Annotated in this window: 12 protein-coding genes; 6 read left to right on the top strand and 6 right to left on the bottom strand. The window is 61.5% G+C overall.

What is annotated here, in order from left to right; all coding sequences use genetic code 11:
* Positions 1–63: 63 nt before the first annotated feature.
* The gene (locus tag JWQ61_RS10640) at positions 64–1,353 is read right to left on the bottom strand and encodes an MFS transporter (protein WP_304360505.1); all 1,290 of its coding nucleotides are present in this window, start codon (positions 1,351–1,353) and stop codon (positions 64–66) included.
* A 237-nt stretch (positions 1,354–1,590) separates the two neighbouring features.
* On the opposite strand from JWQ61_RS10640, the gene JWQ61_RS10635 reads away from it, so the two are divergent.
* From JWQ61_RS10635 to JWQ61_RS10610, 6 genes are all read left to right on the top strand, one after another.
* On the top strand, positions 1,591–2,598 hold the full coding sequence (locus tag JWQ61_RS10635) for a LacI family DNA-binding transcriptional regulator (RefSeq protein ID WP_304360504.1): 1,008 nt from the start codon (positions 1,591–1,593) through the stop codon (positions 2,596–2,598).
* A 1-nt stretch (position 2,599) separates the two neighbouring features.
* The gene (locus JWQ61_RS10630) at positions 2,600–4,087 is read left to right on the top strand and encodes a sugar ABC transporter ATP-binding protein (RefSeq protein ID WP_304360503.1); all 1,488 of its coding nucleotides are present in this window, start codon (positions 2,600–2,602) and stop codon (positions 4,085–4,087) included.
* Positions 4,068–5,072, top strand: coding sequence for an ABC transporter permease (locus tag JWQ61_RS10625; RefSeq protein ID WP_304360502.1), 1,005 nt, complete (start codon positions 4,068–4,070; stop codon positions 5,070–5,072). The genes JWQ61_RS10630 and JWQ61_RS10625 overlap by 20 nt, the downstream gene beginning before the upstream one ends.
* 81 nt (positions 5,073–5,153) lie before the next feature.
* On the top strand, positions 5,154–6,131 hold the full coding sequence (locus JWQ61_RS10620) for a substrate-binding domain-containing protein (protein ID WP_304360501.1): 978 nt from the start codon (positions 5,154–5,156) through the stop codon (positions 6,129–6,131).
* Positions 6,132–6,193: 62 nt separating this feature from the next.
* Positions 6,194–7,246, top strand: a complete 1,053-nt coding sequence (locus JWQ61_RS10615) for a sugar phosphate isomerase/epimerase (protein WP_304360500.1) — start codon at positions 6,194–6,196, stop codon at positions 7,244–7,246.
* Positions 7,247–7,248: 2 nt separating this feature from the next.
* Positions 7,249–8,463: a Gfo/Idh/MocA family protein gene (locus JWQ61_RS10610; protein ID WP_304360499.1), complete on the top strand. Its 1,215-nt coding sequence runs from the start codon at positions 7,249–7,251 to the stop codon at positions 8,461–8,463.
* Between the two features lie 54 nt (positions 8,464–8,517).
* Here JWQ61_RS10610 and JWQ61_RS10605 read toward each other — a convergent pair whose 3' ends face one another.
* The 5 genes from JWQ61_RS10605 to hflK all read right to left on the bottom strand — a co-directional run bounded on the left by JWQ61_RS10605 (position 8,518) and on the right by hflK (position 13,885).
* Positions 8,518–9,054: a phosphoribosyltransferase gene (locus JWQ61_RS10605; RefSeq protein ID WP_014005912.1), complete on the bottom strand. Its 537-nt coding sequence runs from the start codon at positions 9,052–9,054 to the stop codon at positions 8,518–8,520.
* 7 nt (positions 9,055–9,061) lie between these two features.
* Entirely contained in the window at positions 9,062–10,375 is a 1,314-nt protein-coding gene (locus JWQ61_RS10600; protein WP_304360498.1) for an adenylosuccinate synthase, read from the bottom strand.
* Positions 10,376–10,378: 3 nt separating this feature from the next.
* On the bottom strand, positions 10,379–11,527 hold the full coding sequence (locus JWQ61_RS10595) for an ATP phosphoribosyltransferase regulatory subunit (RefSeq protein WP_304360497.1): 1,149 nt from the start codon (positions 11,525–11,527) through the stop codon (positions 10,379–10,381).
* A gap of 163 nt (positions 11,528–11,690) precedes the next feature.
* Complete coding sequence (hflC, locus tag JWQ61_RS10590; RefSeq protein WP_120236053.1) at positions 11,691–12,587, bottom strand: protease modulator HflC; 897 nt, start codon at positions 12,585–12,587, stop codon at positions 11,691–11,693.
* Complete coding sequence (hflK, locus tag JWQ61_RS10585) at positions 12,587–13,885, bottom strand: FtsH protease activity modulator HflK (protein ID WP_304360496.1); 1,299 nt, start codon at positions 13,883–13,885, stop codon at positions 12,587–12,589. Before hflK ends, hflC begins: the two co-directional genes overlap by 1 nt.
* Between the last annotated feature and the right edge of the window lie 22 nt (positions 13,886–13,907).

The following is a 13,907-nucleotide window of genomic DNA, read 5'->3' as shown; positions in this document are numbered from 1 at the left end:
TTTTTAATCGAATATTTTTTGCATGACAGGCAAGCCATCTTGACTGCCATGCAATTGGAGCGCTTAACGCAAGCGCAGCTTGTAGCGCGCGGCAAGCGTGGCGATCACGCTCAGCAATGCCCCGCCAATCACGTAAAAGGTCACCGCCAGCTTGTTCTCTGTAACAGCAATCAGCCAGGTAATCATCATCCCTGCAAAGCCGCCGAAAATCATCACCGCAATGTTGTAGCTCAGGGACATGCCGGTGCCTCGCGTCTGGACCGGGAAAATATCCGACAGCAGCGCCGGCATAGCGGCGAAATACATGGTCATCAGCAGGCCGATCACGCCTTGCACCAGCAGCAGGTTGATGAAGCTCGGGTTGAACGACAGCCAGGAGAACAAGGGATAAGTCAGCAGCACGAACAGCACGCTGCTGGCCAGCATGAACGGAGTGCGCCCATATTTATCGGAGAGCTGGCCGACCACCGGCGAGAACAGCAGCATGATCAGGCCGGCCAGGATGGTGGCGCTGAACGAAGCGGTCGACGTCATGCCCAGCTGCTTGACCGCGTAGGTCGGCATGTAGACCACCAGGTACACCGACACGGTCGCCATGATGACGCTGCCGGAACCGATCAGCAGCCGCATCTTCTGGCTGGTCATGATGTCGCGCAGCGGCGTGCGGGTGGCGTCGGCCTGGGCGAACTCAGGCGACTCTTCCAGGTTCTTGCGGATGTAATAACCGGCCGGCCCGATCAGCAACCCGAAGAAAAACGGCAAGCGCCAGCCCCACGATTCCAGCTGCTCGGTGGAGAGCTGCGACGACAGCAGCGCCCCGGCCAGCGCCGCCAGCACGATGCTCAGCCCCTGGCTGGCGACCTGCCAGCTGGAAAAGAATCCGCGCCGGTGCGGCGCATGCTCCACCAGGAAAGCGGTCGAGCTGCCGAATTCGCCGCCGGCGGAAAACCCTTGCAGCAAGCGCGCCAGCACGATGCCGGCCGGCGCCCACAAGCCGATCTGGGCATAGGTCGGCATGATGGCGATCAGCAAGGTGCCGATCATCATCAGCAGGATCGACAGCGTCAAGGCGGCCTTGCGCCCGACCCGGTCAGAATAGGCGCCGATGACCACCGCGCCCAGCGGCCGCATGAAAAACGAGACGCCGAAGGTGGCGAAGGTAATCAGCAGCGATACGGTCTGGTTCGCCGTCGGGAAAAACAGTTTGGCGATGGTGACCGCCATGGCGCTGTACAGCAAGACATCGAACCATTCCAGCGCATTGCCGATGGATGATGAAATGACGGCGCGCCAAGTCTGCGGGTGCTGTTCGAAAGGCGTTGCGACGGTGCTGCGGCTTGCAATGCTGCTCATAGACATATCCTTTTTTGTTTGTTTTGCTTGAACATGGTGATACCCCCGGTTTTGGCGTTTCTGTTGCCCTTCCTGCTTCCTTTCCTGCTCTGCGATTCTCCCCCTCCTTGCCCTTTCCAAGTCCGGTTTTGATGTTGCATCACAGCATGGATTCATCTTGCCAGCCACGCAGCGAGCACGTATAAACCAAATGTAATCGATTACATTTAAATTGGCCACAGCAAACGAAACCCTTCCATGCCGCCTAAAACCACGTCCGCCTCGATCTCCGCTGTCGCCCTGCATGCCGGCGTATCGGTGGCCACCGTGTCACGCGTCATGAACGACATGGATGGCGTACGGCCCGGGACCCGCGACAAGGTAATGACCTCCGTGACAGCGCTGGGCTATCGGCTGAACCACCTGGCCCGCAACCTGCGCACCGCCACCAGCCGCCTGCTGCTGACCATGGTGCCGGACGTCGGCAATCCGTTTTATTCGGAAATCGTGCGCGGCATCGACAGCGTGGCGCGCGAACACGGTTATTTCGTCATGCTGTGCGATACCGGCGCCGAAGCCGGGCGCGAGAGCGCCTATTTCGACCTGCTGCGCACGCACCGCGCCGATGGCGCAATCTGCCTCGATCCGGATACCGTGCAGCACGCCCTGGCCAACGAATCCAACATCCTGCCTTGGGTCGCCTGCTGCGAATTCGACCCCGGCATCGCCGTACCGTATGTCGGCGTCGACAACTACAGCGCCGCCGGCGACGCCGTACGTCACCTGATAGCCCGCGGCCACACCCGCATCGGCCTGATCAATTCGGACCAGCGCTACCGTTATGCGCGCGAACGCCAGCGTGGTTATCTCGACGCCTTGCAGGCCGCCGGACTGCAGGCGCGCCCGGAATGGCGGCGGCAGGTCGACAGCCTCGACTACGACGCCGGCAAACACGCCACGCTGCAGATGATGGCGCAGCCGGATGCGCCCAGCGCCGTCTTCGCTGTATCGGACACGCTGGCTATCGGCGCCCTGAGCGCCATGCGCCAGCTGAACAAGCGCGTGCCCGAGGACGCCGCCGTGGTGGGCTTCGACGATATCGCCATTTCCGCGCAAACCTGGCCGGCGCTGACCACCATCGCCCAGCCCATGCGCACCCTCGGAGAAACCGCGGCGCAGTTGCTGCTGCAGCGGCTGGCCGATCCGGAGGCTACCGTGCAAGGGGTGTTGCTGCCCCATCAGCTGGTCCAGCGGGAGAGCAGCTGAGATGAGCGTCGCCGTCCGCTTCGAGAATATCCGCAAGGATTTTGGCGCAGTGCGTGTGCTGCACGGTGTCAGCTTCGACCTTGAACTGGGCCGGGTCTACGGCTTGCTGGGCGAAAACGGCGCCGGCAAATCGACCCTGATGAAAATACTGGCCGGTTATGAAAGCATCACCGAAGGCGAGCTGACGATTGACGGCGAAAGCCGCCATTTCACCGGTTCGCGCCAGGCCGAGGCTTGCGGCATTGTGCTGATCCACCAGGAATTCAACCTGGCCGAGCACCTGACCATCGCCCAGAACATTTTCCTCGGCCATGAAAAACGCAAGGGCTGGCTGCTGGATGACGCCGCCATGCGCAGCGAAGCGGCGGCCTGCCTGGCCCAGGTCGGCCTCGACCTGAGCCCGGACACCAAGGTCAGCGCCCTGATCGTCGCCGAAAAACAGCTGGTGGAAATTGCCAAGGCCTTGTCGCGCAAGGCGCGCCTGCTGATCATGGACGAACCCAGCGCGACCCTGACATCAAGCGAGACGCAAAGGCTGTTTGCCTTGATGGCGCAGCTCAAGCAGCAAGGCGTCACCATCATTTACATCTCGCACAAGCTGGATGAAATCGAGAATCATACGGATGAAGTCATCATCATGCGTGACGGCCGTTTCATCACCCGCGAGCCGACCGCCAGCCTGGACCGCCATCAGATGGCGAACCTGATGGTGGGACGCGATGTGTCGGACATGTTCCCGCCCAAGCTGATGCCGGCGGCCGATGCGCCGGTGCTGCTCAAGGTCGAAAACCTGGCGGTGCCGGGCTGGATCCCGGACCTCGGTTTTGAAGTGCGCGCCGGTGAAATCCTCGGCTTTGCCGGACTGGTCGGCGCCGGCCGCACCGAAGCCATGGAAGCGCTGATCGGCCTGCGTCCGCGCAGCGGCGGCCGGATCGCCATCGGCGGCAAACAACTCGACCTGCGCAGCCCGCGGCAAGCCATGCAGCACGGCCTGACTTACCTGAGCGAAGACCGTAAAGGCAAAGGCTTGCACGTCGATCTCGGCCTGCGCGAAAACCTGACCCTGATGACGCTGGAGCGCTACAGCCACCCCCTGCTCGACCTGCAGGCTGAAAAACAGGCGCTCGCCCGCGCCATCCAGGATTTCAACATCCGCGCCGGCAATCCGCAGGTGAAGGCGCGCATGCTGTCCGGCGGCAACCAGCAAAAGCTGGCGCTGGCCAAATACCTGCATGCCGATCCGCGCGTGGTCATCCTGGACGAGCCGACCCGCGGCGTCGATGTCGGCGCCAAGCGCGATATCTATTTCCTGATCCAGCGCCTGGCCGCCGAAGGCCGGGCGGTGATCGTCATTTCATCCGAACTGATCGAACTGATCGGCCTGTGCCATCGCGTCGCCGTCATGCGTGCGGGCGTCCTGCAAACCACGCTGGCCAGCAACCAGCTGACCGAAGAGGAGTTGATTTCCCATGCTACCGGCACCCGTTGATTCCCGCGCATCCGCCCGGTTTTTCCAGTACCTCAATCACCTGAAGGGCCTCGGCCCGGTGCTCGGGCTGGCCGGCCTGTGCATCGCCGGCACCTTGCTCAACGGCGATTTCGCCACCGTCGACAACCTGATGAACGTGCTGACCCGCACCGCTTTCATCGGCATCATCGCGGTCGGCATGACGTTTGTCATCATTTCAGGCGGCATCGACCTCTCGGTCGGTTCCATGGCCGCGCTGATTGCCGGCAGCATGATTTATTTCATGAACATGCTGATGAGCGCAGGCACGCTCGGGCCGCTGACCATCGTCGTGACCGGCATCGCGATGGCGCTGCTGCTGGGCCTGATCTTCGGCCTGCTGCACGGTTTGCTGATCACCAAAGGCAAGATCGAAGCATTCATCGTCACGCTGGGCACACTGGGCATCTTCCGCTCGGTGCTGACCTACCTGGCGGACGGCGGCGCGTTGACGCTGGACAACCAGCTGTCCGACCTGTACAGCCCGGTCTACTACACCAACCTGCTGGGCATCCCCATCCCGATCTGGGTGTTCCTGGCGGTGGCGCTGGGCGGCGCGCTGATCCTGAATCGCACCGCTTTCGGCCGCCACGTGCAGGCGATCGGCTCGAATGAACAGGTGGCCCGCTACGCCGCCATCCGGGTCGATTTCGTCAAGACCTGCACCTACATGCTGCTCGGCGTATGCGTCGGCATCGCCACCGTGCTGTACGTGCCGCGCCTGGGCTCGGCCTCGCCGACCACCGGCCTGCTGTGGGAACTGGAAGCGATTGCCGCCGTGGTGGTGGGCGGCACCGCGCTCAAGGGCGGTTCCGGCCGCATCGTCGGCACCGTGGTGGGCGCGATCCTGCTGTCCGTGATCAGCAACATCCTTAACCTGACCAGCATCATCAGCGTGTACCTGAATGCAGCAGTGCAAGGCGTCGTCATCATCGCAGTCGCTTATTTCCAGCGCGGCCGGCATTAAGGGTTCCTGCCGGCAGCGCAATGTCGTTTGTAGTTTCAAAACCGGATGCCGATAGCGGCACCACCAACTGGAGGAGATACCATGCATTCGATCCATCGTATTTTTAGCCGCGGCTTGTTGCCGGCTGCCGCCCTGGCCGTATTTGCGTACGGCGCCGCCCTGCCCGTCCACGCCGCCGAAAAAGTGACGCTCGGCGTCGCCATTCCTACCGCTACCCACAGTTTCACCGCGGGCATCGTGTGGTGGGCCAACGAGGCCAAGAAAGAACTGGAAAAAGCCCATCCCGACCTGAAAATCATCGTCAAGACATCGGCCGCCGCTTCGGAGCAAGCCAACCAGCTGCAAGACATGCTGACCGTCAACAAGATCAATGCGCTGGTGATCTTCCCGCTGGAATCGGCTGCGCTTACCCAGCCGGTGATGCAGGTCAAGAGCAAGGGCGTGTATGTCACGGTGGTTGACCGCGGGCTGACCAATACCGCCGCCCAGGACGCCTATGTCGCCGGCGACAATACCGCCTTCGGCAAGCTGCCGGCCGAGTATCTGGCGAAGCAGCTCAACGGCAAGGGCAACATCGTGGTCTTGCGCGGCATCCCGACCACCCTCGATAACGAACGTTTCGATGCTTTCAGCGCCGTCATGAAAGGCCATCCGGACATCAAGATCCTCGACGCCAAGTACGGCAACTGGAACCGCGACGACGCCTTCAAGGTGATGCAGGACTACCTGACGCGCTTCCGCCAGATCGACGCGGTCTGGGCGGCGGATGACGATATGGCGGTCGGTGTGCAGAAAGCCATCGACCAGGCCAAGCGCAGCGACATCAAAGAGATTTTCGGCGGCGCCGGCGCCAAGGGAGCCGTCAAGAAAATCATCGACGGCGACAAGATGATCAAGGCCGACGTATCGTATTCGCCGAAATTCATCTACGACGCCATCAAGATGACTGCCGAAGCCCGCCTCAAGGGTGAAAAACTGCCGGCGACCACCATCATCCCGTCGGTCCTGATCACCAACCAGAACGCCAAGCAGTTCTATTTCCCTGATTCGCCGTTTTAATGCGCAACTGCACAACTGCGCTGCTTCGACGGCGCGGTTGCTCTGCACGAAAGGATTGCACCGTGAAAACGATACTAGGTCCGGCCCTGTTTCTGGCCCAGTACATGGGCGACAAGGCGCCGTTCGACACCCTGGAAAACCTGGCCAGGTGGGCTTCCGCGCTGGGTTACAAGGCGCTGCAGCTGCCTACCGATGCGCGCCTGTTCGACCTCGAACTGGCGGCGCAAAGCCAGACTTATTGCGACGACATCGCCGGCATGCTGGCCGGGTACGGCTTGCAGGTTAGCGAACTGTCGACCCACTTGCAGGGCCAGCTGCTGGCAGTGCATCCGGCCTACGACGTGCTGTTCGACGGCTTTGCGCCGCCGGCGCTGCGCGGCAATGCGGTTGCGCGTACTGCCTGGGCCGAGGACCAGCTGCACTGCGCAGCCATCGCCTCGCGCCGCCTGGGCCTGCGCGCGCACGTCACTTTTTCCGGCGCGCTGGCCTGGCCCTACCTGTATCCCTGGCCACAGCGTCCGGCCGGACTGGTGAAAACCGCGTTCGCCGAACTGGCGCGGCGCTGGCGTCCTGTGCTCGACGCTTTTGACGACGCCGGCGTCGATCTTTGTTATGAACTGCATCCCGGCGAAGACCTGCATGACGGCGTCACTTTCGACCGCTTCCTCGAAGCGGTCGATCACCATCCGCGCGCCAACATCTTGTACGACCCCAGTCATTTCCTGCTGCAGCAGCTGGATTACCTGGCGTTCATCGACATCTACCACCGGCGCATCAAAGCCTTCCACGTCAAGGACGCCGAGTTCCGCCCTAACGGCCGGCAAGGCGTCTACGGCGGATTTTCCGACTGGCAGGAACGCGCTGGACGCTTCCGTTCGCTGGGCGACGGCCAGATCGATTTCAAGGCCATTTTTTCCAAGATGGCGCAGTACGACTTCCCCGGCTGGGCCGTGCTGGAATGGGAATGCGCGCTGAAACACCCGGAAGACGGCGCCGCCGAGGGCGCGGAATTCATCCGCCGCCACATCATCCGCGTCAGTGAACGCGCCTTCGACGATTTTGCCGGTGGCCAGGTGCAAACGGCGCAGATTGCACAAATATTAGGATTGGACTAGACATGGGCATCAATCACGGCAAACAGGAAACCAGGCTGCCGCGGCGTTTGCGCTTGGGCATGGTGGGCGGCGGCGACGGCGCTTTCATCGGCGCCGTGCACCGCATGGCTGCGCGGCTCGACGATCACTACGAACTGGTAGCGGGAGCGCTGTCCGGCAACCCGCTGCGGGCAGCGTCCAGCGCTGCCGCGATACGCCTGGACCGCAGCCGCAGCTATTCCGATTATCGCGACATGGCGCGGCGCGAAGCGGCCCGCCCGGACGGCATCGACGTAGTGGCTATCGTCACCCCCAACTACCTGCACGCGCCTGTCGCCACCGCTTTCCTGGAAGCCGGCATCCATGTCATCTGCGACAAGCCGCTCGCCGTCTCGCTGCAAGAGGCGCAAGCGCTGGCGGCCCTGGCGCAACGCAAGAACCTGGTGTTCGCCCTCACCCATACCTATACCGGCTATCCGATGGTGCGCCATGCCAAGGAGCTGGTTGAATCCGGCGCGCTCGGTGAATTGCGCTTGCTGCAAGTAGAGTATTCCCAGGACTGGCTGGCCGACGAAATACCCGCCGCCATGGCCGCTGCCAACGACGGCACGCAAGATCCGGCGGCGCTCGGCTGGCGCTCCGATCCGGCCCGCAACGGCCCGGCAGGCACCCTCGGCGACGTCGGCAGCCATGCTTACCAGCTGGCGCAATACGTCAGCGGCGCGACCCCGGAGCAACTGCTGGCCGAGCTGCATACTTTCGTGCCGGGCCGCCTGGTCGACGACCATGTGCAAGTGATGCTGCGCTACGCCAACGGCGCCCGCGGCACGCTGTGGGCCAGCCAGGTCGCCACCGGCTGCGAAAACGCGCTGCGGCTGCGCCTGTACGGCAGCAAGGCCAGCCTGGCGTTCGACCAGGAGAATCCGAACCAGCTGTGGTTCACACCGCAAGGCGGCCAGGCACAATGCCTCACGCGCGGCCGCGTGCAGGGCCAGGCAGCGGCACACGCTACCCGGGTCCCGGCCGGTCATCCGGAAGGCTACCTGGAAGCGTTTGCCCAGCTCTATGTCGACGCCGCCCAGCAGATTGCCGCGCTCAACGATGGCCGGCCCATTCCTGGCCATAGCCGATTCCTGACCACGGTCAAGGATGGCGTGCAAGGCATGGAATTCATTGAAGCCGTGCTGCGCAGCCACGCGCAGGATTCCAGCTGGGTCAGCCTGGAACAACAGGCATAGGCGTAAAAAAGCCCCGTTGTATAAGCAACGGGGCTTTTTGTTCAGCACGCTCGATTATCTCGATACGCCCTTTTTGCTCCAGGCTTCCAGCTGGTGCGGACGCAGGCTGTCGTATTCTTCGAAAGGCTGGTGGATCCACGGATTGGTCGGCAGGTAATCGACGTAAAAATCCGGTTTCAGCGAAGAACATGCCTTCCACCAGATCACTGCCGATTTCACCTCGGTCACCGGAGCGTAGTTTTCCTTCAGGTGATGCAGGACCTTGTCCAGCGTCACGCCCGAATCGACCAGGTCATCCACCACCAGCACCCGGCCCGACAAGGCGCCGCGGCTCATGGTGATGTGCTTGCCGATGTCGAGTTCGCTGCGCACCGTGCCGGCATCTTCGCGGTAAGAACTGGTCGACAGGATCGCCAGCGGCACGTCGAAAATGCGCGAAAACACGTCGCCCGGGCGCAAGCCGCCGCGCGCCAGGCACAAGACCTGGTCAAACTGCCAGCCGGAGGCGTGCACGTTCAATACCAGTTTTTCAATTATGCGGTGATATTCATCCCACGAGACCCACAGGTCTTTATCATCTGATTTGTTCATATTGCTTTTATTTAAATGGATGGCGCAAAACGATGGTTTCTTCGCGGTCTGGACCGGTCGACACCATATCGATAGGCACGCCTACCAGTTCTTCGATACGTTTGATATAAGCACGGGCGGTGGCCGGCAAGGCGTCCAGCGATTTGGCGCCGACCGTGGATTCGCTCCAGCCCGGCATTTCTTCGTAGATCGGCTGGCACAGCGCAGCGTCTTCGGCGCCGACCGGGAAGATGTCGACGGTCTTGCCGTTGAGCGTGTAGCCGGTGCACAGCTTCAGCGTTTCCAGGCCGTCCAGCACGTCCAGCTTAGTCAGGCACATGCCGGACACGCCGTTGATCTGCACCGAACGCTTCAGCAGCGCAGCATCGAACCAGCCGCAGCGGCGGGCGCGGCCGGTCACTGTGCCGAATTCATGGCCGACGCTGGCCAGGTGCTTGCCGACGCCCTGGTCGGTCGGCAGTTCCGACGGGAACGGCCCGGAGCCGACACGCGTGGTGTAAGCCTTGGTGATGCCCAGGATGTAGTGCAGCATGTTAGGACCGACGCCGCTGCCGGCAGCGGCATTGCCGGCCACGCAGTTGCTCGAGGTGACGAACGGATAAGTGCCGTGGTCGACGTCCAGCAGGCTGCCCTGCGCGCCTTCGAACAGCAGGCTGGCGCCGTTGTTGTAGGCTGCGTACAGGTCGCTCGACACATCGGCCACCATCGGCCGCAGGCGCGGCACGGTGGCCAGGGCGTCGTCCAGCGTCTTCTGGTAATCGACAGCCGGCGCCTTCAGGTAATTGGTCAGGACAAAGTTGTGGTATTCCAGGTTGGCTGCCAGCTTTTCCGCAAAACGCTTTTCGTTGAGCAGGTCGGCGACGCGGATCGCGCGGCGCGCAACCTTGTCTTCGTAGGCCGGGCCGATGCCCTTGCCGGTGGTGCCGATCTTGGCGTCGCCGCGCGCTGCTTCACGCGCCGCATCGAGTGCGGTGTGGTAAGGCAGGATGATCGGGCAGGCTTCGGAAATCTTCAGGCGCGATGCGACTTCCACCCCGGCCACCTGCAGTTTGTCGATCTCGCGCAGCAGGTCGGGCACCGACAGCACCACGCCGTTACCGATGTAGCAAGCCACGCCGGGGCGCATGATGCCGGACGGGATCAGCTGCAATGCCGTCTTGTGGCCGCCGATGACCAATGTATGGCCAGCGTTATGGCCGCCCTGAAAACGCACGACTGCCTGTGCGTGGTCGGTCAGCCAGTCAACGATCTTGCCTTTTCCTTCGTCGCCCCATTGGGTGCCAATCACAACGACGTTTTTTGCGGTGCTTTTCTGTAACATCACTTAGTCCAAATTTTTGATAATCCAGTTTCCATTTTCGAGTACAACCGCGCGGTCGCAATCGAACTCGTCTTGATCGTTTTCATGGCCGGGCAGACTCTGGATCACAACTTCCCCAGCCTTGCGCAATTCAACGATCTTTTCCTTCAAACCTGCCTCAATTCCCCAAGGCGCATGGATCGCGCGCTTGCGGGTTGCTACCGGAATCAGTCTTGCCAGCTCTCGCAAATCCATCGAAAAACCGGTGGCCGGACGCGAACGGCCGAACGCCGCGCCGACGTCGTAACGACCGCCGCGCAGTATCGCATTCGGCAGGCCGGGCACGTAAGCGGCGAAAATCAGCCCACTTTCGTAATGATACCCGCGTAAATCGGCTAAATCGACCGTAACGCAATCTTTCCCGGCTGCTACCGCCAAAGTTTCCAGCTCGTCCAGGGCCTTGGCGATGGCCGGCAGCGCCGGCAGCACCTGCCGCGCCTGCTGCAAGACGCTGGCGTCGCCATACAGGCCCGGCAAGGCCAGCAAGGCGGCCCGGGTGTCCGGCTTGTAATCGACGCTGATGGTGCGCAAGCCAGGCACATCCTTGGCTTCCAGCAAGGCGACCAGCTCGGTTTCATCCAGCTTGGCGGCGTCGTCGCCTCCGATAATCGTGCGCAAAATGCCAACATGGCACAAATCCAGGCGTACCTGGGCGATCCCGGCCAAGGCCAGGGTCGCCAGCGCCAGTTCCTGGATCTCGGCATCGGCTTCCAGCCCCAGGTGCCCATAGATCTCGGCGCCGATCTGCAACGGCTCGCGGGTGGCGTGCAAGCCGATCTGGCGGGTATGCAGGACGCTGCCGACGTAACACAGGCGGGTGACCGACTCGCGGTTCAGCAGATGGGCGTCGATGCGCGCTACCTGGGTGGTCATGTCGGCGCGGATGCCGAGGGTGCGGCCGGACAGCTGGTCGACCAGCTTGAAGGTGCGCAGGTCGGTATCCTGGCCGGCGCCGGCCAGCAGCGATTCCAGGTATTCCAGCATGGGCGGCATGACCAGCTCATAGCCGTACAGGCGGAAATTATCCAGTATCAGGCGACGCAGGTCTTCGATCTTGCGCGCTTCGGACGGCAAGACGTCGGCGATGTTTTCAGGGAGAAGCCAATTCGGCATAGGAAAAATGAATCTAGGGAAAATTACTTTTGTGGATCAATTCGGCTAAATGCTGGGGCTCGGTTATCAATACGACAATGGCCATATACGGCCGTCGAAAATAAGGAATGGCGCCGCTAGCGAGGGCGCCATTCCCGGATAATTCAGCCCCTCAGCAAAAGGCCTATTTTTTTGCAGGCGCTGCCGCCCCGCCGCCGGCCGGACTACGGAAATATTTAAAGAATTCCGAGTTCGGATCAATCACCATCAGGTCCTGGCGGGTCTTGAAGCTGGCGCGGTAAGCTTCAAGGCTACGGTAGAACTTGTAGAATTCCGGATTCTGGCCGAATGCCTGGGCATAAATCTGCGAAGCCTTGGCATCGCCCTCGCCGCGCATCTTTTCCGCATCGCGATAAGCTTCCGCCAGGATCACGGTACGCTGCTTGTCGGCGTCGGCGCGGATCTTTTCCGAATCCGCGGAACCGGTCGAACGCAATTCATTGGCGACCCGCAGGCGCTCGGACTTCATGCGGTCGTACACCGAAGCATTGATCTGGTCGACGTAGTCAACCCGCTTGAGGCGCACATCGATGATGTCGACGCCGATCTGCTTCGACTCTTCCGCCACTTTGCTGCGGATCGAATCCATCACCTTGCCGCGCTGGCCGGAGATCACTTCGCGCACCGTGCGCTTGGTGATTTCATCGTTCAAGGCCGCCTTGACGATTTGCGACATGCGGTCCTGGGCGCGTTTTTCATCGCCGCCGAAGCTGACGAAATACAGTTTCGGATCGGTAATCCGCCATTTCACAAAGGCGTCGATCAGGATGTTCATCTTTTCCGCCGTGATGAAACGGTCGGTATCCGGCGGATCGATGGTGAGGATGCGCTTATCGAGGAACAGCACGTTCTGGAACGGCGGCGGCAGCTTGAAATGCAAGCCAGGCTGGTTGATCACCTGCTTCACTTCGCCGAAGGCGAACAGGATCGCGTACTGGCGCTGGTCGACCACGAAGATGGTCGAAAACACCAGCCACAACGCGGCGAATACGAATATCAGCAGGGAGATAAGGCGATTCATTATCTGCCCTCCCGATCACGCGAGTCGCGGCTGTCGCGCGAACGGTCATCCGGCTGCGGCCGCGTTTCGACCGTGCTGGCGCCATCCTTCATCGTCGATGACGATGCGCTGGTCCCGGCGCTGCTTGCCGCCGCGCCCGGTACGGCGCTGGCCACCGATTGCGAAATCAGCTTATCCAATGGCAAATACAATAAATTACTCCCGCTTTTAGCATCAACCATTACTTTTGTCGTATTCGCAAAAATCTGTTGCATGGTATCCAGGTACATCCGGTCGCGCGTCACGCCCGGTGCCTTCTGGTACTCGGTCAGCACTTGCTTGAAGCGCGAGGCATCGCCCTCGGCATTGGCGGTGACGCGGGCGCTGTATGCTTCCGCTTCCTGCAGCAGGCGCGAAGCCGCGCCGCGTGCCTTTGGAATCACATCGTTGGCGTAAGCCTGGCCTTCGTTTTTCTGGCGCTCGCGGTCCTGGCCTGCCTTTACCGCGTCGTCGAACGCTGCCTGCACCTGTTCCGGCGGCTGCACGCCCTGCATCGTGACGTTGGTGATCTGCACGCCGACCTTATAGCGATCCAGGATCTGCTGCATCAGCTGGCTGGTGTCGAGCGCCACTTTTTCGCGGCCTTCATACAGCACGAAGTCCATCTTGTTCCTGCCGACTACCTCGCGAACCGAGGTTTCCGCCACCTGGCGCACGGTTTCCTCCGGATCGCGGACGTTGAAGACCCAGTCCGACGCGCTCTTCAGCGTGTACTGGACGGCGAACTGGATATCGATGATGTTTTCATCATCGGTCAGCATCAGGGCTTCTTTCGGCTGCTTGTTCTTGGCGTTGGCGCGATAGCCGACTTCGACCGTACGCACCTGGGAAACATTGACGATCTCATGGCTCTGGATCGGGTAAGGCCAGCGCCAGTTGAAACCTGGGGTGGTGGAATGGCTGTACTTGCCGAATGTCATGACAACGCCGGTCTGGCCTTCCTGCACGGTGAAGAAACCGCTGGCCAGCCACAGCAAGGCCACCACGGCCGCAATCGCGCCGACGCCGACACCGGCGCCTTTCATGCCCGGATTGAAGCCGCCGCCGCTGGAATCGCCGCCACCGCCGTTTTTATTGCCCAGCAGGCGCGCCAGGCGCTGGTTGAAGTCCTGCCACAGCTTGTCCAAATCCGGCGGGCCGCCGTTATTCGGCTTTTTGCCGTCATTGTTTTGCTTGTTGTCATTTTGCGAATTCCGGCCCCATTGCGGGTCGTTCAGCGAAAATTTCACACCAAGTTTTTTGAATAAGGTACCAAGCATTCGATCGTTATCTTTAAGTAAA

It is taken from the genome of Collimonas fungivorans (assembly GCF_028292705.1).
In the GTDB taxonomy this organism is placed as follows: Bacteria; Pseudomonadota; Gammaproteobacteria; order Burkholderiales; family Burkholderiaceae_D; genus Collimonas; species Collimonas fungivorans_B.
The sequence above is the reverse complement of the archived record's forward strand: the minus strand, read 5'-3'. Positions and strand labels throughout refer to the sequence as shown.